Annotated in this window: 21 protein-coding genes and 1 pseudogene; 9 read left to right on the top strand and 13 right to left on the bottom strand. The window is 63.5% G+C overall.

Features of this window, described 5'->3' with window-relative positions; all coding sequences use genetic code 11:
- The first annotated feature begins 149 nt into the window (after positions 1-149).
- The 3 genes from thrS to XI09_RS06385 all read left to right on the top strand — a co-directional run bounded on the left by thrS (position 150) and on the right by XI09_RS06385 (position 4,181).
- Positions 150-2,192 (top strand): threonine--tRNA ligase, encoded by a 2,043-nt coding sequence (gene thrS, locus XI09_RS06395; protein ID WP_271566116.1) that lies wholly within the window; start codon positions 150-152, stop codon positions 2,190-2,192.
- 93 nt (positions 2,193-2,285) lie between these two features.
- Positions 2,286-2,849 (top strand): nitroreductase family protein, encoded by a 564-nt coding sequence (locus XI09_RS06390; RefSeq protein ID WP_271566115.1) that lies wholly within the window; start codon positions 2,286-2,288, stop codon positions 2,847-2,849.
- Between the two features lie 63 nt (positions 2,850-2,912).
- A complete protein-coding gene (locus XI09_RS06385) occupies positions 2,913-4,181 on the top strand; it encodes a serine hydrolase domain-containing protein (RefSeq protein WP_271566114.1) in 1,269 nt (422 codons plus the stop codon).
- Here XI09_RS06385 and XI09_RS06380 read toward each other — a convergent pair.
- From XI09_RS06380 to XI09_RS06370, 3 genes are all read right to left on the bottom strand, one after another.
- Positions 4,167-6,629: a putative bifunctional diguanylate cyclase/phosphodiesterase gene (locus tag XI09_RS06380; RefSeq protein WP_271566113.1), complete on the bottom strand. Its 2,463-nt coding sequence runs from the start codon at positions 6,627-6,629 to the stop codon at positions 4,167-4,169. The genes XI09_RS06385 and XI09_RS06380 overlap by 15 nt on opposite strands.
- Positions 6,630-7,694: 1,065 nt before the next feature.
- Positions 7,695-7,934, bottom strand: a complete 240-nt coding sequence (locus XI09_RS06375) for a hypothetical protein (RefSeq protein ID WP_271566112.1) — start codon at positions 7,932-7,934, stop codon at positions 7,695-7,697.
- Between the two features lie 248 nt (positions 7,935-8,182).
- Positions 8,183-9,166 carry an aldo/keto reductase gene (locus tag XI09_RS06370; RefSeq protein ID WP_271566111.1) on the bottom strand — a complete coding sequence of 328 codons (984 nt, stop codon included), beginning with the start codon at positions 9,164-9,166 and terminating at the stop codon, positions 8,183-8,185.
- A 101-nt stretch (positions 9,167-9,267) separates the two neighbouring features.
- Between XI09_RS06370 and XI09_RS06365 the strand changes: the two genes are divergently transcribed.
- Entirely contained in the window at positions 9,268-10,161 is an 894-nt protein-coding gene (locus XI09_RS06365; protein WP_271566110.1) for a LysR family transcriptional regulator, read from the top strand.
- Positions 10,162-10,331: 170 nt separating this feature from the next.
- On the opposite strand, the gene XI09_RS06360 is transcribed toward XI09_RS06365, so the two are convergent.
- Positions 10,332-11,405: a hypothetical protein gene (locus XI09_RS06360; RefSeq protein WP_271566109.1), complete on the bottom strand. Its 1,074-nt coding sequence runs from the start codon at positions 11,403-11,405 to the stop codon at positions 10,332-10,334.
- A gap of 246 nt (positions 11,406-11,651) precedes the next feature.
- Here XI09_RS06360 and XI09_RS06355 point away from each other — a divergent pair, with 246 nt between their 5' ends.
- Positions 11,652-12,680 carry a patatin-like phospholipase family protein gene (locus tag XI09_RS06355; RefSeq protein WP_271566108.1) on the top strand — a complete coding sequence of 343 codons (1,029 nt, stop codon included), beginning with the start codon at positions 11,652-11,654 and terminating at the stop codon, positions 12,678-12,680.
- Between the two features lie 6 nt (positions 12,681-12,686).
- Here the strand turns inward: XI09_RS06355 and XI09_RS06350 are convergent, their stop codons facing one another.
- Complete coding sequence (locus XI09_RS06350; RefSeq protein ID WP_271566107.1) at positions 12,687-13,115, bottom strand: CBS domain-containing protein; 429 nt, start codon at positions 13,113-13,115, stop codon at positions 12,687-12,689.
- A 191-nt stretch (positions 13,116-13,306) separates the two neighbouring features.
- Positions 13,307-14,128, bottom strand: coding sequence for a rhomboid family intramembrane serine protease (locus tag XI09_RS06345; protein ID WP_092191458.1), 822 nt, complete (start codon positions 14,126-14,128; stop codon positions 13,307-13,309).
- Between the two features lie 569 nt (positions 14,129-14,697).
- Between XI09_RS06345 and XI09_RS06340 the strand changes: the two genes are divergently transcribed.
- Both XI09_RS06340 and XI09_RS06335 read left to right on the top strand, forming a co-directional pair.
- Positions 14,698-15,252, top strand: coding sequence for a PAS domain-containing protein (locus XI09_RS06340; protein ID WP_271566106.1), 555 nt, complete (start codon positions 14,698-14,700; stop codon positions 15,250-15,252).
- A 233-nt stretch (positions 15,253-15,485) separates the two neighbouring features.
- The gene (locus tag XI09_RS06335; protein WP_442869540.1) at positions 15,486-16,277 is read left to right on the top strand and encodes a Crp/Fnr family transcriptional regulator; all 792 of its coding nucleotides are present in this window, start codon (positions 15,486-15,488) and stop codon (positions 16,275-16,277) included.
- A gap of 274 nt (positions 16,278-16,551) precedes the next feature.
- Here XI09_RS06335 and XI09_RS06325 read toward each other — a convergent pair whose 3' ends face one another.
- The gene (locus XI09_RS06325; protein ID WP_271566104.1) at positions 16,552-17,037 is read right to left on the bottom strand and encodes a phasin; all 486 of its coding nucleotides are present in this window, start codon (positions 17,035-17,037) and stop codon (positions 16,552-16,554) included.
- Between the two features lie 509 nt (positions 17,038-17,546).
- Here XI09_RS06325 and XI09_RS06320 point away from each other — a divergent pair.
- Positions 17,547-17,975, top strand: a complete 429-nt coding sequence (locus tag XI09_RS06320) for a cupin domain-containing protein (RefSeq protein WP_271566103.1) — start codon at positions 17,547-17,549, stop codon at positions 17,973-17,975.
- A 36-nt stretch (positions 17,976-18,011) separates the two neighbouring features.
- On the opposite strand, the gene XI09_RS06315 is transcribed toward XI09_RS06320, so the two are convergent.
- The 5 genes from XI09_RS06315 to XI09_RS06295 form a co-directional block, all read right to left on the bottom strand.
- Positions 18,012-18,203, bottom strand: coding sequence for a hypothetical protein (locus XI09_RS06315; protein WP_271566102.1), 192 nt, complete (start codon positions 18,201-18,203; stop codon positions 18,012-18,014).
- Positions 18,200-19,006: a transglutaminase-like domain-containing protein gene (locus XI09_RS06310; protein WP_271566101.1), complete on the bottom strand. Its 807-nt coding sequence runs from the start codon at positions 19,004-19,006 to the stop codon at positions 18,200-18,202. Before XI09_RS06310 ends, XI09_RS06315 begins: the two co-directional genes overlap by 4 nt.
- 152 nt (positions 19,007-19,158) lie before the next feature.
- Positions 19,159-20,154 carry a HupE/UreJ family protein gene (locus tag XI09_RS06305; RefSeq protein ID WP_442869541.1) on the bottom strand — a complete coding sequence of 332 codons (996 nt, stop codon included), beginning with the start codon at positions 20,152-20,154 and terminating at the stop codon, positions 19,159-19,161.
- Between the two features lie 20 nt (positions 20,155-20,174).
- A complete protein-coding gene (locus XI09_RS06300; RefSeq protein ID WP_271566099.1) occupies positions 20,175-21,053 on the bottom strand; it encodes a peptidyl-prolyl cis-trans isomerase in 879 nt (292 codons plus the stop codon).
- Positions 21,054-21,064: 11 nt separating this feature from the next.
- Entirely contained in the window at positions 21,065-22,993 is a 1,929-nt protein-coding gene (locus tag XI09_RS06295; protein ID WP_271566213.1) for a DUF3604 domain-containing protein, read from the bottom strand.
- 242 nt (positions 22,994-23,235) lie between these two features.
- Here XI09_RS06295 and XI09_RS06290 point away from each other — a divergent pair.
- Positions 23,236-23,858, top strand: a pseudogene (locus XI09_RS06290) (IS5 family transposase); the annotation flags it as partial.
- A gap of 36 nt (positions 23,859-23,894) precedes the next feature.
- On the opposite strand, the gene XI09_RS06285 reads toward XI09_RS06290, so the two are convergent.
- On the bottom strand, positions 23,895-25,244 hold the full coding sequence (locus tag XI09_RS06285; RefSeq protein ID WP_271566098.1) for an IS701 family transposase: 1,350 nt from the start codon (positions 25,242-25,244) through the stop codon (positions 23,895-23,897).
- Positions 25,245-25,371 lie beyond the last annotated feature (127 nt).

Here is a 25,371-nt window from a genome sequence, read left to right as displayed (position 1 = left end):
GGCCGTTGCTCGAAATAGTTGGTGCAAGGTCGCAACTTTTGCGTGCCACTTTCTTGGAAATGCCGGATTGCGCAGGCCGAATCGCCTGATATATCGCTCGTTCCCGCTTACCTGCGCTCGTTCGCAGGAGTGAGCCTCAGGAGAAAGCAATGACCGACCAGCCCAAATCCGAATCCGGCTTCCAATACAGCCTGAGCAATCTGAAGCCCGTGAACCCCGCGCCCAAAGTCACCCTTACCTTCCCCGACGGCGCCCGGCGCGAATACGACAAGAGCATCACCGGCCTCGAGATCGCCAAGGGCATCTCGCCGTCGCTGGCCAAGCGCACGGTCGCGATGGCGCTCGACGGCGTCGTCGCCGACCTCGACGATCCCATCGAAGCCGATGCCAAGATCGAGCTGATCAATCGCGACGATCCGCGCGCGCTCGAGCTGATCCGCCACGACTGCGCGCACGTGCTCGCCGAAGCCGTGCAGACGCTGTGGCCGGGCACCCAGGTCACCATCGGCCCGGTGATCGAGAACGGCTTCTATTACGACTTCTTCCGCAACGAGCCGTTCACGCCGGAAGACTTTGCCGCGATCGAGAAGAAGATGCGCGAGATCATCGCGCGCGACAAACCCTTTACGAAAGAGGTTTGGGATCGCGAAAAGACCAAGCAGGTGTTCCGCGACAAGGGCGAGGCCTTCAAGGTCGAGCTGGTCGACGCCATTCCCGGCAACGAGCCGATCAAGATCTATTACCAGGGCGACTGGTTCGACCTGTGCCGCGGTCCGCACATGACCTCGACCGGCAAGGTCGGCAGCGCCTTCAAGCTGATGAAGGTGGCCGGCGCCTATTGGCGCGGCGATTCCAACAACCCGATGCTGACCCGCATCTACGGCACGGCCTTCGCCAAGCAGGAGGATCTCGACGCCTACCTCAAGCAGATCGAGGAGGCCGAAAAGCGCGACCATCGCAAGCTCGGGCGCGAGCTGGACCTCTTCCACTTCCAGGAGGAAGGTCCGGGCGTCGTGTTCTGGCATCCGAAGGGCTGGACCATCTTCCAGCAGCTGATCGCCTATATGCGCCGCCGCCTGACCGGCGACTACAGCGAGGTCAACGCGCCGCAGATCCTCGACAAGGTCTTGTGGGAGACCTCGGGCCATTGGGGCTGGTACCGCGAAAACATGTTCGCGGCACAGTCGGCTGGCGACGAGGCCGAGGACAAGCGCTGGTTCGCGCTGAAGCCGATGAACTGCCCGGGCCATGTCCAGATCTTCAAGCACGGCCTGAAGAGCTACCGCGACCTGCCGTTGCGGCTCGCCGAGTTCGGCGTGGTGCATCGCTATGAGCCCTCGGGCGCCATGCACGGCTTGATGCGCGTGCGCGGCTTCACTCAGGACGATGCGCACATCTTCTGCACCGAGGACCAGCTCGCCGAGGAATGCCTGAAGATCAACGATCTCATCCTGTCGACCTACGCGGACTTCGGCTTCACCGGCGATCTCACCGTGAAACTGTCGACCCGGCCCGACAAGCGCGTCGGCACGGACGCGATGTGGGATCACGCCGAGCGCGTGATGGCGACGGTGCTGCGCGAGATTCAGTCGCAGAACAACCACATCAAGACCGAGATCAATCCGGGCGAAGGCGCCTTCTACGGGCCGAAGTTCGAATACGTGCTGCGCGATGCCATCGGCCGCGACTGGCAGTGCGGCACCACGCAGGTCGACTTCAACCTGCCGGAGCGGTTCGGTGCGTTCTACATCGACCATGACGGCGGCAAGAAGCCGCCGGTGATGGTGCATCGCGCGATCTGCGGCTCGATGGAACGCTACATCGGCATCCTGATCGAGCACTATGCCGGCAACTTCCCGCTCTGGCTGTCGCCGGTGCAGGCCGTGGTCACCACCATCACCTCCGAAGGCGACGAGTACGCCAAGCAGGTCCTGGAGCAGGCCCGGCGCGCGGGCCTTCGGGTCGAGATCGACCTGCGCAACGAAAAGATCAACTACAAGGTCCGCGAGCACTCGCTGGCCAAGATCCCGGCACTGCTCGTGGTCGGCAAGAAGGAGGCCGAAACGCATTCGGTCTCTGTCCGCCGCCTCGGCAGCGACGGTCAGAAGGTGATGACGACGGCGGAGGCGATCGCTGCGCTGGTCGAGGAAGCGACCCCGCCGGACGTCGTCCGGGCACGGGGCGCGGCCTGATCCCTGAAATCGATCTAAATTCGCTTCCGGTTGCGGGCGTGCATGCCTATCTCCGCATGGCACGCCCGACGACCAGTTGAAGAGGATATCCCAGTGCCCGACGCCATCGAACTCCTGAAGACCCGCCGCTCGGTCAAGCCGCGCGAGATGACCGGGCCCGGCCCTTCGGCGGCCGAGCTCGAGACGATCCTCACCATCGGCGCGCGCGTGCCCGACCACGGCAAGCTCGCCCCCTGGCGCTTCATCATTTTCGAAGGCGATGCGCGCCAGCGCGCCGGCGAGGTGATCGCAAAGGTCTTTGCGCGGAAGAATCCCGGTGCACCGGCCGCCGATGTCGAGATCGAGCGGAAGCGGCTCACTGATGCCCCGCTCGTGATCGGCATCGTCAGCTTCACCAGGCCGCATCCGAAGGTGCCGGCCTTCGAGCAGGAACTGTCGGCGGGCGCCAGCGCCATGAACATCCTCACGGCCGCGACCGCACTCGGCTACGGCGCCTGCTGGCTGACCGGCTGGTTCGCCTTCGACCGCGACGTGCTCGACGGCCTCGGCCTCAAGCCGGACGAAAAGCTCGCCGGCTTCATCCATATCGGCAAGCCGACCAAGCCGAGCGAGGACCGTCCGCGACCGTTCCTTTCGGAAATCGTGACGCGTTTTTAATCGATGTCTTGTTGACGCCTTCGACGTCTTGCGGCTTTGTTCCCGGCCAGGGAGGAAGCCCGGATGAAGCGTCGCGAATTTCTGGTCGGGGCCTCGCTGCTCGCCGGCACCATGGCGCGGGGCCGCGCCGCCGACATCCCCGCCCCGTCGGCGGACGGACTCGACCGCATCACGGCGTATTTTGACAACGAGGTGGGAAGCGGCCGGTTGCCGGGCGCCGTCATCCTGGTCCAGCAGCGCGGCAAGCCGGTCTACCTCAAGACGTTCGGCGTGCGCGATGTCCGGACCAGCCTCGCCATGACGCCGGACACGATCTTCGCCATCCACTCGATGACCAAGCCGATCACGTGCCTTGGCGCGATGATGCTGATCGACGAGGGCAAGCTTGCGCTCGCCGACCCCGTGTCGAAATACATCCCGCTCTTTGCCGACACCAAGGTGGGCCTCGAGATCACCAAGCCGGACGGCAAGCTGGAGCTCGACCTCGTGCCGCCGGTCCGCCCTGTCAACATCGAGGATCTGCTGCGGCACACCTCGGGCATCAGCTACGATTATATCGGCGGCAAATGGGTCGAGCAGGCCTACAAGGCCGCCAACATCTTCGAAGGCCAGTTCAACAACAGGGAATTTGCCGACCGGATCGCGAAGCTGCCGCTGGCGCGGCAGCCGGGAACACTGTGGCGCTACGGCCATTCCACCGACGTGCTCGGCGCCATCATCGAGATCATCTCGGGCCAGACCCTGTACGACTTCCTGAAGCAGCGCATCCTCGACCCGCTCGGCATGAGCAGCACCAAATTCACACTGGCGACGGAGGACGAGCTCGCGCGGATGGCGCGGCCGCTGCCGAACGATTTCATCCTGCTCGCCGCCGAGCGCGACCGCCTGGATCATCCAGAATGGCAGTCCGGCGGCGGCGGCCTGCTCTCGACCATCACCGACTATCAGCGCTTCTCGCAGATGCTGCTCAACGGCGGCGAGTTCGAGGGCAAGCGTTACCTCAGCCCCGCCGCGTTCAAGGCCATGACGACCGATCACATCGGGCCCGGCTCGGGCGTCGGTCGCGATTATTTCTATTTCCCGGGCGACGGCTTCGGCTATGGCTACGGCCTTGCGGTGCGTACCGATCCCGGCAATGCGAAGCCGCCGCCGCCGGGCTCGATCGGCGAGTTGAAATGGGACAGTGGCAGCGGCACCTATTTCGGCGTCGATCCCAAGCTCGACCTGGTCTACCTGATGATGCAGCAGACCCAGAACGAGCGCAGCCGCATCACGCCTGCCTTCAGGGAACTGGTCTACGACACCTTTCCGCCTGAGCTACGCCGCCCGTGAGGCGCGCTGGCCGAAATCGGCCAGCAGCTTTGCGATCTCGGCGGCGGGCCGCGCCGCGCTGAACAGAAAGCCCTGCACCTCGTTGCAGCCCTCGGCGCGGAGCCAGTCGAGCTGGTCCTCGGTCTCGACGCCTTCCGCGGTCGTGGTGATGTTGAGGCTGCGGCCGAGGCCGGAGATCGCGCGCACGATCGCGACGCAATCGGGCCGCTGCGCCAGGTCCTTGACGAAGGAGCGGTCGATCTTGATCTTGTCGAAGGGAAAGCTGCGGAGATAGCTGAGGCTGGAATAGCCGGTGCCGAAATCGTCCATGGAGATGCCGACGCCGAGCTCGCGCAGCTGATGCAGGATCGCGAGATTGGCATCGGTCTCGGCCAGGAAGATCGACTCGGTGATCTCCAGTTCGAGCCGCTTCGGCGACAGGCCGGACTGGGCCAGCGCCGAGATCACGACCTGGACCAGGTTGCGGCTGCGGAATTGCGCCGGCGACAGATTGACCGCGACCTTGACGTCGACGGGCCATTTCACCGCCTCGGCACAAGCCTCGCGCAGCACCCATTCGCCGAGCTGGGTGATCAGGCCGATGTCCTCGGCGACCGGAATGAACTCCGCCGGCGAGATCATGCCCTTGTCGGGATGACGCCAGCGCAGCAGCGACTCGAAGCCGGAGATGCGATCGGAGGCGATCGACACCAGCGGCTGATAGTGCAGCTCGAACTCGCCATTGGCAAAGGCGCGGCGCAGATCGAGCTCCATGTCGCGGCGCTTCTGCGCCTGGAGATCCATCTCGCGCTCGAAGAAATGGTGCACGCCGCCGCCGTCGGATTTGGCGCGGTACAGGGCCATGTCGGCGTTGCGCATCAACTCCTCCGACGTCACGCCGTCGCCGGGCGACAACGCGATGCCGATGCTGGCGCCGATCACCATCTCCTGGCCGTCGATCTCGTAGGGCGCCTTCAGCATGTCGATCAGCAGGGTCGCGCAGGCGCTGACCTCGTTCGGCGAGACGTCGGCCGCCAGGATCACGGCGAACTCGTCGCCGCCGAGCCGGGCCGCGAGATTGGCGCCGCGGACCGCGGTGGTCAGGCGTTCGGCGACCTCCTTCAACAGGCGGTCGCCCGCCGGATGCCCGAAGGAATCGTTGATGTTCTTGAACAGGTCGAGATCGATGTAGAGCACGCCGACCCGCTTTCCGCCGGCCTGGTCGAGCGCCTGCTTCAGGCGCTCCTGGAAATATTCGCGGTTCGGCAGGTCGGTGAGCCCGTCATGGTGCGCCATGTGGGCGATGCGCGCCTCGGCCTTGCGCCGTTCGGTGATGTCGACCACCGCGACCAGATAGCCGTCGCGGTCGTCGAAGGTGACGCGGCGGCCGAAGGTGAGCACCTCGATCTCGCTGCCGTCGGCACGCAGGTGCCGCCAGTTGCGCGAGGAGTGATAGGTGTCGCCGACGCGATCGAGCGCTTCGTCGTGGCTGTCCCACTCGTCCTCCGGCCAGATCTCGTGCAGCTTCATGCGCAGGAAGACGGCGCGGCTGTAGCCGTAATGCTGGACCGCGGCATCGTTGACGCCGAGGAACTGCTTGGTCTCGGCGTCGAACACCCACATCGGCATCGGGTTGTTGTCGAACAGCAGGCGGAACGAGGCGTCGCGCCGTTTCAACGCGGTGACGTCGGAGATTGTCAGCGAGAGCACGTCGGCGAACGCGGTGGCGCTGAGCCGGAGATGCCGGCCATCGTGCTCGATCTCGCGCTGTTCGCCGCGGCCGCCGCAGACGGCCTTGAGCAGGAATTCCATGATGTCGGGTGTAGCCAGCAGCGTGTTGCCCTCGCCGATCCGGCGCCACAGCAGGCCGGCACTTGCGACCTTCAGCAGCGTGGCGGCACTCTGGTTGTGATGCACGATCTGGAGATCGAACGGCTTGCCGCCGGCATCGCGCAGCGTCGCCAGCGAGATCACCGCGTCGTCGGTCGAGGCGAAAATCGCATCCAGCAGATTGTATTGCGCGCCGCGCTCGTTGACATAGGCGCCGACCAGCGTCGCGCCCCAGCGCGAGGCGGTCGGCAGCGCCAGCACATCGTAGGTCCTGACCATGCCGTCGCGCACGCAATGCGCGCTCGCCTGGTGCGGCCGTCCGTTGGCAAGCGCGCTCGCCGCCGCTTCCGACAGCGCCGTGGCGCAATCGGGCGAGAGCTCGGAGACGGGGATGTCCCAGCGCTCCTCGCCGAGCCATTTCTGCACGTAGCGCCCGCTGCGCGACAGTTCGAGCGCACCGTCGTTCTTGAGCAGCGCGATATGGTCGGCGAGCCGGCCGAGGCTGCCGAGCATCACGTCCTCGTAGCGCGGCAGCCGCTCGCCCGGCTTCAACGCGGCGCGCCATTTGCGCTGAAGCACCGGGATGTCGTCAAACATTTCGGCGGCCGGTTTTCCCGGCATCTTCTTCGCGGCACTCATCGCAGTCCCCAACGCACTTTCCCAGGGGCATCCAATGCAGGTGCACTTAATGGCGTGTAAAGAGCGCGCGGGGGCAGGGTCCATTCGCCGATTATGACAGTTTTAAGTCAGGCGTTGGTTAGTGCGTGTTAGAGACTGTGACGGTTTTGTTTTGCGGGCTGTGCGAAGCCATCGCGCCGTTGCCTACTCTCGGCGTCCCGGCGAAGGGGAGATATTTGGCGCAAACTGCATCAACATCGTCATTGCGAGCGCAGCGAAGCAATCCAGACTGCCGACGCGGAAAGACTCTGGATTGCTTCGCTGCGCTCGCAATGACGGGGTGACAGCGACGCTCTTTCAACTCGCATTCTCATCGCAGACACACCCTCGCATCCTCGCGGCTTCTTCTGCCCGAGCTTTGCTTCGTCGCCTCACCCTCTTCATGAAAGAGGGCGCAGGGAAGGCCGGGAGCCGGTTGGCTCCCATTGACCGCCATGCGAGACGCGGATTGCGCTACGATGCACAGCGGGGAAACAGGGCAACCGGAGCATCCCGGCCTTCCCTGCGCGGATGGTTGGAACGGCTTATGTCGTGCTCTCCCCGGGGAGCGATGCACTATTGCCCCCGTCGCCGTGCGGATGGCTGATGCGCACGGTCCGGTCGGACCACACCCATCACCGCAAGACTTGGCGCACAGACCCCGGGCGCCAGGACGACACGATTTCGCCGTACGCCGATCACACCGGTCGTGCGCGCGATGCTTTCGCTCACGGTTGCCCGCCCTGCGATGCCTTTCGCGCCGATGTGACCCACGTCCACCGCCGCCCGGCTTGCGTTCGTGACGATCGCGATACGCCCCTCTTCCTTGGGCCGGAGTGCGCGCACTATCCGTCAATTCCGAATTTCGGTAAAGTGGAATATTTTCGACGGTGTGCGTTGACCGGCATCTTGCGTGTCTTGCCCGTCGGGCAACGCGATATCTTGTAGCCCGGATGAGCGAAGCGACATCCGGGACCGCGGCACGAGTGATCCCGGGTATCGCTTCGCTCACCCGGGCTACGAAGCTGTGCACGCGCGGGCGCCCCGCTAGTCCTCGCTGGACGCCGCCGAGCGGTTGCGCAGGTAGGCCTGCGACAACAGGAAGAACAATGCGCGCTCGCCATGATACTTGGCGGACGGCCGGGTGCGCTCGAACCCGTCGGCAAATATCTTGCCGGACTGGTCGCACACCTGCCATCGCCAGCCAAACCGCTTACGCCTGGTGAGGATCACTTCGAACATGCCGACGGGCTTGGTCCCCTGCTCCTGCCGGTCTCGCAAGCGCACACGCCTGCTCCGGCCTCCCCCGTTAGACGGATGCCCGACATATAACGCAGCGGGATGGAAAGAGAATAAAATTGATTGTCGGAAACACGTATCTTGCACCGGCTGTGACGAAGTCGCGACGCCTGTGGAATAAGCCGATGTTTTCGGTGTTCTGCGGGCGCTTGATAGCGCTGACAGAGGTATTCAAATCCGAACGCAGGACGAGAACGCCCGGTAAGCGAACACTCACCGGGCGTTGATGCGAGATGTCAGCGGCCGACTCGCGCCTGGAGATGCGCAGGATAGCGATCGCCCTGCACCGCGACCTTGGCCAGCACTGCCGCAATGGCAGCGAGATCCGCCTCCGACAGCGTCACCGCGGCCGCTCCGACATTCTCCTCGAGCCGGTGCAGCTTGGTGGTGCCGGGGATCGGCACGATCCACGGCTTCTGCGCCAGCAACCAGGCCAGCGCGATCTGCGCCGGCGTCACTTTCTTCACTGCTGCGATCTCGCCGAGCAGATCGACCAGGGTCTGGTTCGATTTTCGTGCGCTGGATGAGAAGCGCGGTACGATGTTGCGGAAGTCGCTCTTGTCAAACGTCGTGCTTTCGGTGATCGCACCGGTCAGGAAGCCTTTGCCGAGCGGGCTGAAGGGAACGAAGCCGATGCCGAGCTCTTCCAGCGTCGGCAGGATTTCCTGCTCCGGCTCGCGCCACCACAGCGAATATTCGCTTTGCAATGCGGTCACGGGCTGCACCGCATGGGCGCGGCGGATGGTCTGCGCGCCCGCCTCCGACAGACCGAAATGCAGGACCTTGCCGTCGCGGATCAGGTCCTTTACCGCGCCCGCGGTGTCCTCGACCGGCACGTCGGGATCGACGCGGTGCTGATAGAACAGGTCGATGCGGTCGGTCTTCAGCCGCTTCAAGGCGGCCTCCGCCACCGCCTTGACGTTGGCGGGCCGGCTGTCGAGCCCGTCTTCGACCTTGCCGCCCTTGAAGCCGAACTTGGTGGCGATCACGACCTTGTCGCGGAATGGCGCCAGCGCTTCGCCCAGAAGCTCCTCATTGACGAAGGGGCCGTAGGCCTCGGCGGTGTCGAAGAAGGTCACGCCGCGCGCGAAGGCGGTCCTGATCAGCGTGATCGCCTGCGAGGTCTCCGTCGCCGGACCGTAGCCATAGCTCAGTCCCATGCAGCCGAGGCCAAGCGCCGAGACTTCCAGACCACTCTTGCCCAGTTTGCGCATCTGCATCGCAGTTCTCCTTGAAAGCACGTTCGGCTGCGAATTTAGGTCGCGCGCGAGCCTGCGATTAGGTGATAAAACCGGCATGTACTCATGATGCAGGTTCATGAATGGCGCGCAGCAACGTCAACGACCTCCTCGCCTTCCTCGCGGTCGCCCGCGAGCGCAGCTTCACCCGCGCGGCCGCCCAGCTCGGCGTGTCGCAATCCGCACTCAGCCACACCGTGCGCGCGCTGGAGGAGCGACTCGGCCTGCGACTACTCACCCGCACCACCCGCAGCGTCGCATCGACGGAAGCCGGCGAGCGCCTGCTGCGCAATATCGGGCCGCGCTTTGCGGAGATCGACGCGGAGCTGTCGGCGCTGACCGCGCTGCGCGAGACGCCGGCCGGCACCGTCCGCATCACCACCGGCGAACATGCGGCGCAGACCATCCTGTGGCCGGCGCTCGCCAAGCTGCTGCCGCGCTATCCTGATATCAAGGTCGAGCTCGTCGTCGACTACGGCCTCACCGACATCGTCGCCGAGCGCTACGATGCCGGCGTCCGGCTCGGCGAGCAGGTCGCCAAGGACATGATCGCGGTGCGGATCGGGCCGGAGATGCGCATGGCAGTCGTGGGCTCCCCTGCCTATTTCGCCGCCCATGGCAAGCCGAAGCGGCCGCAGGATCTCACTGAGCACAATTGCATCAACCTCCGCCTGCCGACCTATGGCGGACTCTATGCCTGGGAGTTCGAGAAGCGCGGCCGCGCCATGAAGGTGCGGGTCGACGGCCAGCTCGTGTTCAACACCGGCCTGCTCAGGATGAATGCCGTGCTGGCGGGGCTTGGCCTTGCCTATATCCCGGACAATCTGGTGAAGCGGGAGATCGCCGACGGGCAACTGGTCCGCGTGCTCGCCGACTGGTGCGCGCCGTTCGCGGGCTATCACCTCTATTACCCGAGCCGGCGGCAGCCGACCCCGGCGTTTGCCGTGCTGGTGGAGGCGCTGAGGTATCGGAAGTGAATGTTGGCGCGTAGTCGCGCGGCCCCACAAGCTCGTCATGCCCGGGCTTGTCCCGGGCATCCACGTCCTTCGTGCCGTGTGGCCAGGCGTGGATGGCCGGGACAAGCCCGGCCATGACGATGCGGAAGCTTTAGCGAATTCGGTGAGAGTTGGGATCGCGGAGAAATTAGCTAGCGCGCGACGACTTCCACTTCGCCGTCAACGCCGTTGACGACGTTGAAGCCGCGTTCGTAGACCTTGCCCTCGTTCTTGGCGATGGCGCGGTATTCGCCTTCGGAAAGCACGACGCGCGGGAAGGCGCCGATCGACTCCTTGATGACGTCGCCGCCGGGGGTCAGCACCGACCAGGCGGTGTTGGCGAGCGCCTCGCCGCCCCTGTCGCTGACGAGCTTGAGCGTGATGACCGCGGCGCGATGGGTGATGGTGACGTCGGTGAGCTTGCCGGCCTGGACGCGGATGTCCGAGCGCACCACCGAGTTGGCATCGCCATAGTTGGAGATGATGTAGTAGGTGCCCTCCGGCAGCAGCACGACGTCGCCGGCCGCGACGTTCGGCACCAGCGAGGCGCGCTCGCCGGACTCGAACTGGCTGCCCTTGTAGATCGCGAACGAAATCTGGTTCAGCGGAATGCGGCTGGTGCCGACGCGGCCCTCGATGCGCAGGCCGCCCGCCGGCAGCACGAAGGATTCGCGGTCGGTCTCGGCCTTCAGGCTGACGGTGCGCACCGCGCTGACGAGCCCGAAGGCGACGTGCACGACGTAATTGCCGGGCGGCAGCACGACGTTGGGCGTGGCGTTGCGGTCCTCCCGGATCAGCTTGAACGTGCCGTTCTCGTCGGGACGGTCGGCGAAGACACGCCAGACCAGGCCGCTGGTGATCGGGGCCGAGTCCTTGCCGTATTTCGCGGTGAGCGACAGCACACCCTGTCCCGGCACCGCCGCATTGAGCGGCGCGGCCGGCGGCACGGTCGTGACCGCGGGCGGCGGCATGCTGGGGGACAGCGGCTGCGTCAGGGTCGGCGGCAGGCTGGGGGGAGCCGCCCCCGGCCCGGAGGGTGGCGCCAGGCTGACGGCGCCGCCGGGGTCGGGCACCGATGCGGGGGGCACCGGCGGCGGGCGATCGGAGAAAAGCTGCGCCTGGGCAACACCCTGACCCAGGGCAAAAAGGCACACGGCAAGGATCAGTGCCGGCAGCAGCGATACGCTGCGCCGCCATCCGATGATGCCGTCACCCCCGAGAGTCATACCACCTGCTTTTCACCGAAAACGCGGCAAATTCAAGCCTCTGATACCCCAGGAAATACGGCCCCGCCAGCTTGATGGAACCCGGTTGACGCCTGCGTGATTAGACAGGAGGCAACCGCTCATCGCCATATTCCTGCCCAGCGCCCTTTCCAAAGCGGCATAAACCATGCTTCGCCCCGGTTCTGGCGCGCAGCAGGTGCTATGCCTAGTCTGGTGGTGCGGCTGGCCACGCGTAGGAGAGTTTTGGTGCTGGACAGATTGAAGGGCCGCGGCGCGAATGGCTCGAACAGCGAGAAGATCGGCCTCGGCAGCATCCGCCGGCCGGTCATTGGCCTTGCCCTTGGCGGCGGCGCAGCGCGCGGCTTCGCCCATATCGGCATCATCAGGACCCTGCTCGCCAACGGTATCGTGCCCGATGTCGTGGTCGGCACCTCGATTGGCGCCGTGGTCGGCGGCCTCTACGCGTCCGGCAAGCTCGATACGCTGGAGGAGTGGGGCCGCGGCCTGCAAGGCATGCGCAATATCCTTGGTTATCTCGACATCCGCCTCAACGGCTCCGGTCTGATCGGCGGCGAGAAGCTGGCGACCCGGCTCGAGGCAGCGTGCGGCCAGACCTTGATCGAGGACCTTCCGATCAAGTTCGCCGCGGTCGCGACCGAGGTCCGCACCGGCCACGAAATCTGGCTGACACGCGGCCGCGTGGTCAACGCGATGCGCGCCTCCTACGCCCTGCCCGGCATCTTCTCTCCCGTGCTGGTCGGCGATCGCTGGCTGGTCGACGGCGCGCTGGTGAATCCGGTGCCGGTCTCGGCAGCGCGGGCGCTCGGCGCTGAAATCGTCATCGCGGCAAATCTTTCCAGCGACATCTTCACCTATTCGACGACGGTCTATTCGCACGGCGCGGCGCCTGAGCCGGTCGCCCCTGCGGCCGGAGAGACGACGTCAAAACGGCGCTTCCCGAGATTCTTCTCGCCTGAGAAGACGGTGAAGCGCGAGTTCTTCGGCGGCGGGGACCGGCCCGGCCTCTCCTCGGTGATGGTCGATGCCTTCAACATCATGCAGGACCGCATCACCCGCGCCCGCCTTGCCGGCGATCCTCCGGACCTGCTGATCACGCCGCGGGTCGGCCAGTTCGGCTGGTTCGACTTCCACCGCACCGACGACCTCATCGCATTGGGCACCCGCGCCGCCGAGCGTGCGCTGGACTCGATCCAGGAGGCGATCCACGCGCTGGCGCCGCCGCCCGAGGGCGCGGCGCCCAAAGCCAGCGAGTGACGCCGGTCAGGCCGTCTTGATGTAGTCGCGCAGGGCTTCCTGCTCGGACTCGTATTCCTGGACGCGGCGCTTGACGATGTCGCCGATCGAGATCAGGCCGACCACCTTGCCGTTCTCGATCACAGGCAGATGGCGGAACTTGCCCGTCGTCATCGTCTCCATGAGCTCGGCGACCGTATCGGTCTCCTTGCAGGTGACGACCTTGCGGGTCATGACCTGGGAGACCGGCTCGTCCAGCGCGCCGGCGCCGCGCTCGCCGATCACGCGCACGATGTCGCGCTCGGACAGGATGCCTTCCAGCCGGCTCTGGTCCATCACCAGCACCGCGCCGATCTTCTTCTCGCCGAGCAGTTTTATCGCGGCAGCCAGCTTGGCGTCGGGCTCGACGCTCATGATCTGGTGGCCCTTGGTATTGAGAATGGAACGTACCGTCATTGTCGCCTCCCTGAATAGGAGCCGTCCGCCTTTCGGCAGTCCGGACTTGTTCTTCGAGTCTTCAACTAACAGTTTAGGCGCCGGTTTCACGCTTCAGGCGCGTTGCGAAGCATCGCCGCTAGCGGCTTGTCGCTTCGGAACATTCTTCGCGCGAATGATGGATGAATTCTGGCCGCGCCGCAAGCGCCGCTTCAAATTCGGTCTGAAACGTCCCGTGATGACGCATCCGCAGCATCGTTTCGCACGCGCGGCACCGGATCGAACAGCGCGAACAGCAACAGGCCGGCGAAGAAGCCGCCGATATGCGCCTGCCAGGCGACGCTCGTGGTTTCGGCATCGATGCCGATCGCACCGACGCCGAAGATGATGTTGACGCCGAACCACACCGCGAGGAAGCCGACCACCCGCCCGTCGCGCAGCGCGCGCGACAGCGGCAGGGCCGGAACCTTGGCGGCGGTATCGGCGTCCGAACGGCTGAACGACAGGAAGCTGCCGCGGACGAAGGCAAAGCGGATCGCCGCCGCCATCGCGCCCGACACCGAGGCCGAAGCGCCGATCATCGGCGCCACCGCATGCTCATGGGTGACGAGATGGGCGAGCGCGCCGGCCGCCGCCGTCACCGCGAGAAAGAGGAAGAACCTGATCGTGCCAAAACGCCGCGCCAGCGCGCTGCCGAACGGCAGCAGCCACAGCACGTTGAAGCCGAGATGGGTCAGATTGGCGTGCAGCAGCGAATAGGTGACGAAGCTCCAGACCTTGGCGCCGGCGCCGCCCGGGATCTGCAGATTGAGCAACGAGGAATCGTAGCGCTTCGGGATGAAGCCGAAGACGTCGATGGTCCAGTTCTCCAGTTCCGGCGGCAGCAGCACCCGCAGATGGATCAGCGCCAGCAGGACGATATAGGCGGTCAACGCAAACGGCAGCGTCAGGATCGGCTCGCGCGGAGCCGCCTCGACGACGGCCGGCACGTCCGGCTGAGGATCGTGCGGCGGAGAATCTTGCGGGGAATCCAAGGCAGCTCGCTTTCAGGCGCGATCGGAGCGATACGCTTGGAGATAGTCGCCTTTGCCGGCCTTGCGCAAGTGCACAAAAGGAAATCGTGGATGAGGGGGCTCGCCCTGAACCGAGCGAGGCGCTGGGTCCGGCTCAGCAGCGCATCGCCAAGGCGCTGCGCTGCGTCCGGGGCGCGAGCGAGTGTGCCTGAGAAAAGGAAAAGGCAGGGCCCTGGGAAAGCCCTGCCTGTCCGTGTCGGCCTTCCGGTTGCCAGAGGAATAAGGTGTATCCCCACCCCTCCCCGCGGCCCGTGACCAAACTGTTTGACGCCTGTGTACAGGCCCCGCCGAGAACCTGGAGAAAAGCGGCGAGGCTTGCGACCGCGGTCACCATAGCAGCGCTGCGGGACACGCAAAGCGCATAGTTAATTTAACGTTAACGACGCAAAGACACCGCCCGGAGCGGCGAAAACGCCCTCGCGGCATGGACGCTGCAAATCCCCTCCTGCACAACAACAAAGGGATCGCGGGTGCACTGAAGCGGGACAGGTTTGTCCCACGAGGTTGCGCCCCGGGGTAAGCGTTCAGTCATGAAACATCCGTCGAGCCGCTCGTTCTTCGCATATTGGGACAAGAAGCGCGGCACTGCGCGGGCCCCCGACCGGGCCGACATCGACCCGGCCGCCGTCCGCGGCCTGCTCGGCGACATCTTCGTGCTGTCCTGCGAACAGAACCTCGGCTTTCCGTTCCGCGTCGCCGGCACCCGTGTCTGCGCGCTTGCCGGGCTCGACCTCAAGGACCAGAGCTTTGCGGCGCTGTTCACCGAGGCGAGCCGCAGCGAGATCGGGGAGATCACAACTGTCGTCGCCGACGAGACGCTGGGTGCGATCGCCGGCGTCACCGCCGCGCGCGAGGACGGCAGCAAGGCGCATCTGGAGCTGTTGCTGCTGCCCTTCAACGCCCGGCCGCACACGCCTGTCAGCGTCACCGGCGTGCTGGCGCCGTTCGACGACGAATGCGGCGCGCTTGGCCCATTCACCCTCACCTCCTGGCGCTATCTGCACCAGCCGGAGAAGCTGCTGCCGCGTGCGATCCGCAAATTGCAGATCGCCCGCGGGCTGATGGTGTATGAGGGGTTGCGGTAGGAGCAACCCTCGTGTCGGGCGCGCAGTTCTTGCAAACGGCCGCCCCGGACTTCCTCGCGCGCGTCGGATGGAAGTCAGACCGCGTCGGCGCGCGGGCGTCCGATCCATCATTGGAACCTTGCCTGTTGAAGTGCGTTTGTCCACTTGCCGTGACAAGCGTCGGCGCGGCAACGCGGCTCGGTCGGTGACGATGCGTTTGCTCGCCGCCGAGCCTCCGTCGAGGGGCTACTCCCGTGATGGAGCGCGCGAGAAGAGTTGGTAATCGCCTGTTAGCTGCGTTACCGCCGGCCGACTTCGCTTTGCTTGCACCGCATTTACGAAAAGTACCGCTCCTGCACGACGCAGTCCTCGTTCGATCGGGCGACCGGATCGAACACCTTTACTTCCCCTGCAGCGGCGCGATCGCCCTCATCTTGGAGTTGCCGAACGGACAGACGGCCGCAACCGCTGTGATCGGCAACGACGGCGCCGTCGGACTCATGACGGCGCTCGGCCCCGTCCGATCTCCCCTGACGGCGGTTGTCCGCGTGGCCGGGACCGCACTGCAGATCTCACCGGCGCGATTTCAAGCGACGCTCGAACGCAGTCCCGCCATCGCAAACTCGGTTCAGATTGTGACCAGGGCGATGATGACGCAATTCCTGCACGTCGCGGCCTGCAACGCGCTGCACTCGGTCGAAGCGCGCCTCGCCCGCTGGCTGCTTCACATCCACGACCGGACGGACGGCGGTGACATCCTGCCCCTGACCCAGGAGACGCTGTCGGAATTGCTCGGCGTCCGGCGCACCACGGTCACGCACGTCGTGAGCGCACTCCGAGCATCAAGGGCCATCAAATCCAATCGGCGCGGCCAGCTCGAAATCGACAGGCAACGGCTCGAGGCCGTCGCTTGCGAGTGCTACAAGGTGATGAGCCGCAGGATCGATCGGATCGTGTCGCAGGATGCGTCAAGGCTCCTTCACGCCGCGCCGGCGCGGAATGGCTGCCCGCCCCCGGACTTCCCGTTCGCCAAGGCCGACTCGTAGACCCAGGCCTCCCTGGCGAACCACTCGTGCGTCGCCGCGCATATCCGGCAATAGGTGCGCGAAAAAAAGACCGCACTGCAGCGAAACCTGTCGCCATCCATCTCGATCCCCGTCGGAATAGCGCTCCCCGTTTCCGGGCACTTGATCATCACCATACCCATCCTGATTTCCCTCCAGCTTGGCATCACCTCACGGCGAGGCTGGCCGCCATCGGCTGGACGGCGTCTCTTCTCGCGAAGACGCTCGTCCAGCCGATCCAGCCGGTAGCTTCGATTCAAGCAGCCCTATGCAGAACCCGGTTGAAGCTGTTCTTGATCGGCTCGGCCGTCTCGGTCGCGACCTTCTGGGCCAGATCCCAAAGCTCCCGATTCTGCGCGGAGGCCGCTTCAAAGGTCTTGCGACCGTGGGCGGTGGAGAGGTTCACGAGGTCCGCAAACGACCTCGTATCCGCAAGCTGGGAGAAGAATTCCAGCGCGGAGCTGGTATTGGCGTTGGATATTTCGATGAGCTTGGTGCCGTACTCGGCGGAACGCCGGGCATTGGTCGCACAGGCGTCGCAGAGAGCCGCGGTGACCTCCTCGGAAGTCACCTTCATCTGCTCGAAATTTGCCTTGGCCCTTGTCGCGGCCGGCGCGGCGAGATCGCCGAAGATCGCCTGGATGTTGAAAAACGGCATGTCGAACTTGAGCTTTGCATTTCCATTCGCCGTCCCATTCAGCGGCGCGGCATTCGTCTCGGCTTTCATATCGGCATCACTCACGGGCTTTCATCCTTTCAAGCGAAACTAGATAATGGATTGAAGACTCCCCGACGCGTCCAGATGCGTGCTGCACCGGGACGCCACTGCCCCTACGTTCACGATGGTGGGATGCTGCTGCGGATATTCCGCTCTCGCCCCCTGCCGGAGCCAACTATGGCCGACGACAGCCGACGCTTCGGTTCGCTTTCGGACTCTCAATTTGAAATAATTCAATGGATGCGACGCAGTCGCGCAGGCGGCATTTTGCGTCTTTGAAGTTGTTGCCATTGCATGCGCCAACTTAAGATCAACGCCAGCGAGCTATTCAGAGGCGTCGATCCCCGGAGCCGTTTGAGCCTGCCCGAATGTTCTGCCGCTTGCGCAACCGGCAAGTCGGCCTGCAACGGTCCTGTGCGACAAATTGGCCGGTCGCACGCAGGCTGATGGTGTATGAGGGACCGCGGCAGCTTTCGTTTCGATTTGGGCGAGCGCCGCGACCTCGATGCAGCCTCTCACGGGATGACCAAGCCATGTCCGACAACATCAGTTTCGGCGCGCTTCAGCTCCGCTTCCTGCACAGCAAGGATGACACCGGCGGCAGCGTAGACATCTTCGAAATGACGCTGCAGCCGAATGCGCGGATGCCGATCCCGCACTATCACGACCGCTGGGACGAAACGATCTACGGGCTGTCCGGCGTGTCGACCTGGACGATCGACGGCCAGCAGATCGATCTCGGGCCCGGACAATCCGTCTTCATCAAGCGCGGCATCGTGCACGGCTTTACCAACCGTTCGACGGAACCGGCAGCATGCCTGTGCATCCTGAGCCCCGGGGTGCTGGGACCGCAATATTTCACCGAGATGGCGGCGCTCCTGTCGGCCGGCGCGCCACCCGATCCCGCGAAGATGAAAGAGACCATGCTGCGCTACGGATTGGTGCCAGCACCGGCTGCGTGAGCCGAGCTCGCCGCCCAATGGAGTAGCCGGCGGCCTTTATTGTCCCGCTGCCAGGCGCCGCGTGCCGGCGGCGGTGAGTTCGAGCTCGCCGAGACGCCGGATCGCGTAGCCCAGATGCACGAGACGCTCCCAGTGCAATTGAGGGATCTCGCCCTGGCGCCCGGCTACGCCGACCTTGCGCAAGGAGTCGAGTTCGTCGCTGCTGAGCGGAGGATGACCGGCCATCATGCGATCTCGTCGGTCCAGACCTTGAAGCTGACCAGCTCGTTCGGGCCGAAGGTCTGCGTGATCGGAACGTCGCAGGCATCGCGCCCCTGAGCGATCAGGATGCGACCCTGCCGCGGCACGTTGTTGCGCGGATCGAAGGTGTGCCAGCGTCCGCCGATGAAGGCCTCGAACCAGCCGGCGAAATCGCCCACCGCCCAAGGCTGCGGCGTGCCGACGTCGCTCAGATAGCCGGTGCAATACCGTGCGGGAATGTTCATGCAGCGGCAGAACGCAATGGCGAGGTGGGCATAGTCGCGGCAGACGCCCTTGCCTTCCTGGTATGCCTCCCACGCCGTCTTGGTGGCACGCGCATGCTCGTAGCCGAAAGCGATGTGGCCGTGAACGAAATCGCAGATCGCCTGCACCCGCGCCCATCCCGGAGGCGTCTTCTCGAACAGCTTCCAGGCGATCTCCGAAAGCCGGTCGGTCTCGCAGTAGCGGCTGCCGAGCAGGTAAACCAGCGTATCGGAAGGCAGCTCTTCGATCCTGTGCTGAATCGCCGACGTAACCACCGGGTCCGGCAGGCCACTGTCGCGAACCACGCCATCGGCGGCAAGGCGCATGCGGCCGGCCGGCGCGACCATGCGGCTGCACCAATTGCCGAACATGTCCCGATAGGGTGTGATCTCGACCGCGGGCGCGGTGGTCAGGAAGTCCGGCACGATGACATCGGAGGCACGCGTGAAATGCGTGCCCAGCACCATGATCATCGGGGTCGGTTGCGGGAAATCGTAGAGCATTTCGAATCCGACACGGAACTTCATCGAAATGCCTTTTCGCTGGGTGTCAGCTCGAAATGGCGACGAAACCGCCGATTACAAGGCCTGCAGGCGGACTAGGCGTTAACTCATAAATCCATGGGCGCTGGCGGACGTCTGCTTTGGTGCGCATTTCCCTCGAAGAGCCGTGGCGGTCTTCATGCGAACAGGCTGGCGGCTCGTCCGATCAGCCAATAGGCCGCTACTGAGCCGATCGCGTAGGCCGCGGTCACGTCGAACCGGTTGATTGATCGCTGGACCACATCGGGTTTGTAGCGAAGCGACGCCGCTGCCTTTAGCATCCAGGCTAAAGTTAAGACCGCAGCCACGAAGGACAATTGCCCTATTTCTACTCCAAGATTGAAGAAGAGGAGCGCGACGGGAATGGCGTGATGAGGCAATCCCACTTCAGCCAACGCGCCGGCAAAACCGAGTCCGTGCAGGAGACCAAAGCAAAAGGCAACGAGCCATGGCCAACGCGCGGTAAGCGAGGGTATTCCTCGCCGTGCATTAACAATCTCGACGGCGACCAGCACGATGCTGAGCGCGATGGCAGCCTCCACCGGCGGGCCTGGCACGTTGACGAAGCCGAGCGTCGCTGCTGCGAGGGTGATGCTGTGCGCAACGATGAAGGCCGTCACGGTAAGGGCAACCCGCCGCCACGTCCGAACCAAAATCACCAAAGCCAGCACGAACAAAAGATGATCGTATCCGAGCAGGATATGCTCGATTCCAAGGCGCAGATATGTGGCGGCGACCTCCCATCTGCTTGGCGCAGCTTGAACGACGAACGATGCCTTCGTCGGCGAAAGCCGTTCGGTTTGCGTAGCCCCATCCAAGCTCTCGATCCGCACCAGCACGTCTGTGGCCGTTGCCGACAGTCCCTCGATTGCAATGGAATGTCCATTGAGCCCGCCGTCCCGCCGAATCGAGCGGCGTTCAAATAAAGCTCCGCCGTTGAACGTGGAACGAGGCGCCGCCACGTCGTGCGTGCCTTCCGGCAACGCGATGTAGATTGCGAGCCGCGCGTCCTCGCCGAGCGCGGGCACCTTCCATAACACATCATAAAATTCAGGACCGGTCTGGCGAATTTCGAGGTATGCAGGGCGAACTTCGTGGGCGAATGCGTTGTGCCCAAACGCGACGAGCCACATAAAAATCAGAAGCCTTGTCCTCACTTCGCCACCGACATTTTCGCATCGCTGGTGGTTGCCGGTGCTGGCTCGATGCTGATGGTGTATCGCTTGCGCAAACCATCGTAGAACTTCTTGTTTGATTCTAACCGTCGCACATTTAGCAACTCACGACGCACCGCGTCGCGCACCTCTTCCAACGCGGGGCTTCGGCGTTCTGTTCGTTCGTCAACGAATACCAGATGTATGCCGTAGCTGGATTCGACTGGCCCTTGCCACTCTCGGAGAGGCAGGTCGCTTAGTGCACTCGCGAATTTCTCACCGAATTGTTTCGCCACTTCGGTGGCTTCGACGTTGGCAAATTGATGTTCCAGCAGGGACGGATCGCCTGGCGACGAGGTGTCGGAGCTGTTGCCCGAGCGCTTTAACTGCCGAAGCAACTCTGCCGCATCGCCTGCGAGACCATCGCGGTGGCGTTCTGGACTCAGGTAGACTTGGTGAAAGGTGAAGCGTCGCTCGGAGCGAAATTGATCTTGATGGCTCTGCAAAAAGGCACGCAACTCCTCATCCGTCGGCGGGGAGAGGTCGGTTATGTTCTCAGATAGAAATTCCAGCTTTTGCTTAAGCCGTCGCCGGATGATGGTGTCATCGCGATCCAGCCCCATCGCCATCGCCTCGCGATAATATACTTCCTCCCGAATGTAGTCGCGGATCAGTCCTTCGAGTTCCTCGGCGGTCGGCACGCGTAGCCACGTTCGGGCGAAGCCCTGCGTGAGATGGTCGATCCGAAGTTGAGAAACGACAATTTTTCCAGGCTCGGCGGTGGCACGTTTGCCCAGGGCCCCATGGGCAGCGAATAGCACAGTGCCCAGCAGCAAAAAGTGAACCAACGGTTCTCTTAAAAGCGGTTTCAGGAGCAAGCTACGCAGCCCTAGGTGCCCGGCGTGTACCAGATCGGCGATGTGTAAGCGCGCTCGGTAATGATCATCGGTGTGCCCGGCAACGGTTTCGTGCCATAGCGCTTGGCATCGTATGCGGTCCAACGCGGCGTCGGAATCTCCAGAACACGGGCGTAGTAGAACGCGGGCTGGCTCGCATCGAAGTTCGGGTCGGTCCACACGCTGATGAGTTCAGGCGCGCCAATGGTGTTCGTCCAGATCGCGTTTTGGACGTCCACGGTGTTGCCTACCGGCGGCAGCTTGCCGTCCGGACCTGGCTTGCGGTCGCCACCCCAGACCACGTCATAGACCCGCTCTTGAGTATCACCCTTGGCGTCCAGCCAACCCTTCACGATCTGTATCCGGTCAAGATTGGCGCCGATGGGGTCCCGCAACGCGGCAACCAGGAAGGTCGGGGCCTTGCCCGCCGGCGCCCGGCTCAGGTTGCCGCCCATCGGCACACCCTTGGTGTAACCAACCATGGCGGGGCTGCGGGTCTGGGCATCAGCTTGGTCGAAGTTCCAGCCGCCGAAGAACCGCACCACCATGCGCGGGCCAGTGGTGGCATAGGTTTCCTTGCGCTGCATGGCATCCCAGAGGGCTTCGCGCGTGTTCTCGGTTGCCCAGACGGCGGCGTAGCCCGACGAGCTGACTTGCCAGTCCATGACTTTCACGCCGGTCTTGGCATTGTCGATGAAGGTGGCGGTCATCCGCTCCGGGCTGGGTTCCTGGGGAGTGGTCTTGCCGAAGAAGTTATCCTCCTCCATCGCAGATAGACCTGTGTGAGCGTCAGAGCTCCCCACCATGCCGAACTTGTACGGGTTCGTGCCGAGCTGCTTTTCCAGTTTAAGTCCATTCTTCAACGCCGACCGGGCATACTCAAATTCCAGCATGTCATTGGTCTTCTTGACGCTTCCATCGAGATTGCCAAAGTCCCAACGCTCGAAGTTGGCAAACTCGTCGTTCGGCGAAAGCAAAGGATGCGTTTCCCCATCGCCTTTGGTCTGGGTAGCCTCGACGAGTCGTTCCCACTTCGCGCGCTGCTCCACGTACTCCTTGTCTACCGGCCTGCCTGTGAACGATTCAATGATGGGAAACATCCGGCCGTTGCTGAGATTGCCATTGTGCGCGATCGCCAGCACGCTGCCGCCGGTCTTCTGCTCGTAGGTAGCCATCCATTTCCACAGCTCACGCGGATTATCGCTGCCGAGCGGCGCCATTGTCGTAAACGGTACGATCTGGCTCGCCCTGTCGCCGTTGTCGCGGAAGATGACGTTGCGGTGCAGATTGTTTCCGCCAGTGTTCGAGGTCCACTCGTAACCGATAAACGCGGTGAAGCGGCGCGGCTCGTTGTATTGCTCCGCCGCCGCGATGTTGTCCTGCCAGGCTGCCTTGTAAGATCGCGTGTCTGGAGCGTATATGAGGTCCTTGGGGAAAGTCCCATCCGAAAATGCCGTGATAATTTCGATCGCCGCTTCCGCTCCCTTCCCGGACTTAATTTGATCGTACCACTTCTTGCCCGTGGAGTCGGCCAACAGCTCCGGCTTGCCGGCAAAAAGGTCGGGAAAGAAGCCCATGTTGTCCGAGTGGTCCGTTACAACAAGGAAATCCAGAGGCCGAGACAGCTTGGCCGGCTGTCCGCTCGACGCCATTACCTCCTCGCCACGCGCGAAACGAAGGGCATCGCGAGGCCCAAGTCGCGCGCCGAAGGCGCCCGCGTCAAACGATGCAGCGGTATGCAGGTGAGTGTCGCCAAACAACGGGCGCGTTGGGAAATTGCGCCCTGCGTATGGCGAGTACAGCGGCTTGGAAGGAAACACCTTCTCGGCTGATTGCTTGTTAAGCGTGCCAATGTCGGTGGTTGCATTTTGGGCGGCGGCTCCTGAGGCAAGCAGAGCCACGGCAAAAACACTGACCAACATCGCCTCGGGGACGGCGAACGCAGACGCCGCAGCGCGGAATAGACGGATCATGATCAGTCCCTCCCTTGGCCTCAAGGCGTTTTAAAGAACAGTAGACCTTCTCTCGATTGATTGGAACCGCAAATGCAAGATTGGGTTGGACAGTGGCAACGAGCACCTCCGAGTTGTGTCGATCTAAGTTCGCTTTGTACCCCCAGACGCGGACTTCATTGGCTCATCAACGGGTGCGCGAGGCGCTCCTTCGCGATCTGCCGGAGACCTACGGTCCCCGCACAACCTGCTACAATCGCTTCGTTCGTTGGCGGCGGGCGGGCGTCTGGGACCGGATCATGGATGCGCTGGCCGCCGGTCACGACGCGGCGGTGCAGATGATCGATACCTCCGTCGTGCGTGTACACCAGCACGGAGCCTGCATCGCGAACAATGGCCACCAGGATATAGGTCGTTCGCGAGGAGGGCTGACAAGCAAGATTCACGCTGTGGTGGACACCAATGGCCTGCCGGTTCATCTCGCCCTCACACCAGGTGAGGCGCACGACAATCGGCTGTGCTCGGTTCTCCTCCGCGCATTGCTCCCACAAACAATGTTGCTCGCGGATCGCGGATACGACGCGAACTGGATCAGGGAACTTGCCCGCCAACAAGGCGCCTGGGCCAATATCCCGCCGAAGCGCAATCGCAAAGACCCCATCTGCTTCAGCCCGTATCTGTACCGCGCGCGGAACTTGATCGAACGGTTTTCAACAAGATCAAGCATTGTCGGCGTGTCGCGACACGCTACGACAAACTCGCGGTCAACTATCTGGCGTTCATCAAGCTCGCATCAATCCGAATTTGGCTACGCGCTAATGAGTCCGCGCCCTAACACTACTTTGGCAGAATGTGTTTTGGCCGCTGTTTTTCAAGGATTTGCTTTCGGCAATATGGGCATTGCTGAGGCGGCGGCCGAAGGATGAGATCGACGATGGCGTGGCGTACGGCGGGCATGGTTGGTTGAGGCGGAGGCCCGTTGATTCTTTTTTTTCCGCCCCGCGTACGCGAGGCGACGATGTTGCAGGAAGGCGTAGGCAATCATTGTCATAAGGGCGTGGCGATGAAGACCTTGCCATGATCGCCCTTCGAAGTGATCAAGTCCAAGCTCCTCCTTCAACTGTTGATGCGCCTGCTCACAAATCCACCGTGCCTTGATGGTTGCGGCCAGCGTGCGCAGATCCGTCGTCGCCGGAAGATTGGCGAGATAGTATTTCTTCTCCCCGGAGGCACGTTGCTCGCCAATGAGCCAGGCTTCGTCGCCTGGGAGATGCTGCTGACCTTTATCCCATATCCGCTGCGGAGGGCCGTCGGCGGTGCGGATGCGGAGAGCAGCAAATCGGGCTTTGAGCCGACCTTTCGTCCCGCTACGCCAACTCACGGTTTTCCATTTGGCGCTAGCCAACATTTGTTCTGCCGCAATCGATAAGACATCGGGCACGTGGTGCTTTCGTGGTTTGCCACGGACTTTGGTGATCGGCCAAATGAGCTTCACATCGACCGGATACACTTTCTGGTGCCGAGGGATACCGACAGCCCAGGCCAGCCCGCGCTCTGTTAGCCCTTGTCGAAACGGCGCGCTGAGGCCGTATCCCGCATCCGCCAGCACACATCCAAAGCGCATGTTGGCTGCCATCGCGCGGTCAATCTCGGCCAAAGCGATCTCCGGCTTGGACCGTGGCGTTCGGTGTTCGACTGGCACGCGAGCGCGCTTCAAACGAGGCATGTCGCTTGTCCAGCTGTCAGGCAGAAAGAGACGTAACGCGACCATCACTGGCACTTCGCCGCGCGCAAGCGTTAAAGACACCAGCGTTTGGCAATTTGCAGTTTTACCGAGAGCCGACGCGTATTGAGCCGCAACACCGACCGATCGCTCACCCTTCTTCGGCAGTGAGGTGTCATCAATAACCAGCACCGCATCCCTGCCGCCAACAAGTCGGTCCGCCTGGTTGAGCAGCTCTGTCTCCAGCGGCGTCGCGTTCCAGACACCGTCCGCAATGAAATGGTGCAACTGGTCGTAGTTGCTCGTGGCAAGGCGTTCCGCCATCGGCTGAACGCTCTTGCGATCGCCAGGACCGATCAATCCCGCAACATACAGAGGACACATCCGCTGCCGGGTCTTATGACCCAGCCGGTCCAAGAACGGCATCAGCCAGCGTTCGAGTTCGTCTTCCCATCCCGGCATGGTCAGCCCTCCAAGAGCCGACCACCCATGAATCATTGAAAAATTGATTCGGGAATCCTATAAAACGCGGCAAAATCAACAATCTGTTCGCGGTAGGGACACCCATCACTGGGCGCCCCCCGCGCAGATCCCGGCGAGCCCAATTAAGGCACCGGGCTCCTAC

The organism is Bradyrhizobium sp. CCBAU 11386, from assembly GCF_028128955.1.
Taxonomy (GTDB): domain Bacteria; phylum Pseudomonadota; class Alphaproteobacteria; order Rhizobiales; family Xanthobacteraceae; genus Bradyrhizobium.
The sequence above is the reverse complement of the archived record's forward strand: the minus strand, read 5'-3'. Positions and strand labels throughout refer to the sequence as shown.

Coding starts and splice junctions, on each gene's coding strand:
- XI09_RS06285 (WP_271566098.1), bottom strand. CDS start 25,244: ATGATTCATGGGTGGTCGGCTCTTGGAGGGCTGACCATGCCGGGATGG.
- thrS (WP_271566116.1), top strand. CDS start 150: ATGACCGACCAGCCCAAATCCGAATCCGGCTTCCAATACAGCCTGAGC.
- XI09_RS06380 (WP_271566113.1), bottom strand. CDS start 6,629: ATGAGTGCCGCGAAGAAGATGCCGGGAAAACCGGCCGCCGAAATGTTT.
- XI09_RS06295 (WP_271566213.1), bottom strand. CDS start 22,993: ATGTTGGTCAGTGTTTTTGCCGTGGCTCTGCTTGCCTCAGGAGCCGCC.
- XI09_RS06305 (WP_442869541.1), bottom strand. CDS start 20,154: ATGTGGCTCGTCGCGTTTGGGCACAACGCATTCGCCCACGAAGTTCGC.
- XI09_RS06365 (WP_271566110.1), top strand. CDS start 9,268: ATGGCGCGCAGCAACGTCAACGACCTCCTCGCCTTCCTCGCGGTCGCC.
- XI09_RS06350 (WP_271566107.1), bottom strand. CDS start 13,115: ATGACGGTACGTTCCATTCTCAATACCAAGGGCCACCAGATCATGAGC.
- XI09_RS06385 (WP_271566114.1), top strand. CDS start 2,913: ATGAAGCGTCGCGAATTTCTGGTCGGGGCCTCGCTGCTCGCCGGCACC.
- XI09_RS06315 (WP_271566102.1), bottom strand. CDS start 18,203: ATGATGGCCGGTCATCCTCCGCTCAGCAGCGACGAACTCGACTCCTTG.
- XI09_RS06320 (WP_271566103.1), top strand. CDS start 17,547: ATGTCCGACAACATCAGTTTCGGCGCGCTTCAGCTCCGCTTCCTGCAC.
- XI09_RS06310 (WP_271566101.1), bottom strand. CDS start 19,006: ATGAAGTTCCGTGTCGGATTCGAAATGCTCTACGATTTCCCGCAACCG.
- XI09_RS06370 (WP_271566111.1), bottom strand. CDS start 9,166: ATGCAGATGCGCAAACTGGGCAAGAGTGGTCTGGAAGTCTCGGCGCTT.
- XI09_RS06360 (WP_271566109.1), bottom strand. CDS start 11,405: ATGACTCTCGGGGGTGACGGCATCATCGGATGGCGGCGCAGCGTATCG.
- XI09_RS06340 (WP_271566106.1), top strand. CDS start 14,698: ATGAAACATCCGTCGAGCCGCTCGTTCTTCGCATATTGGGACAAGAAG.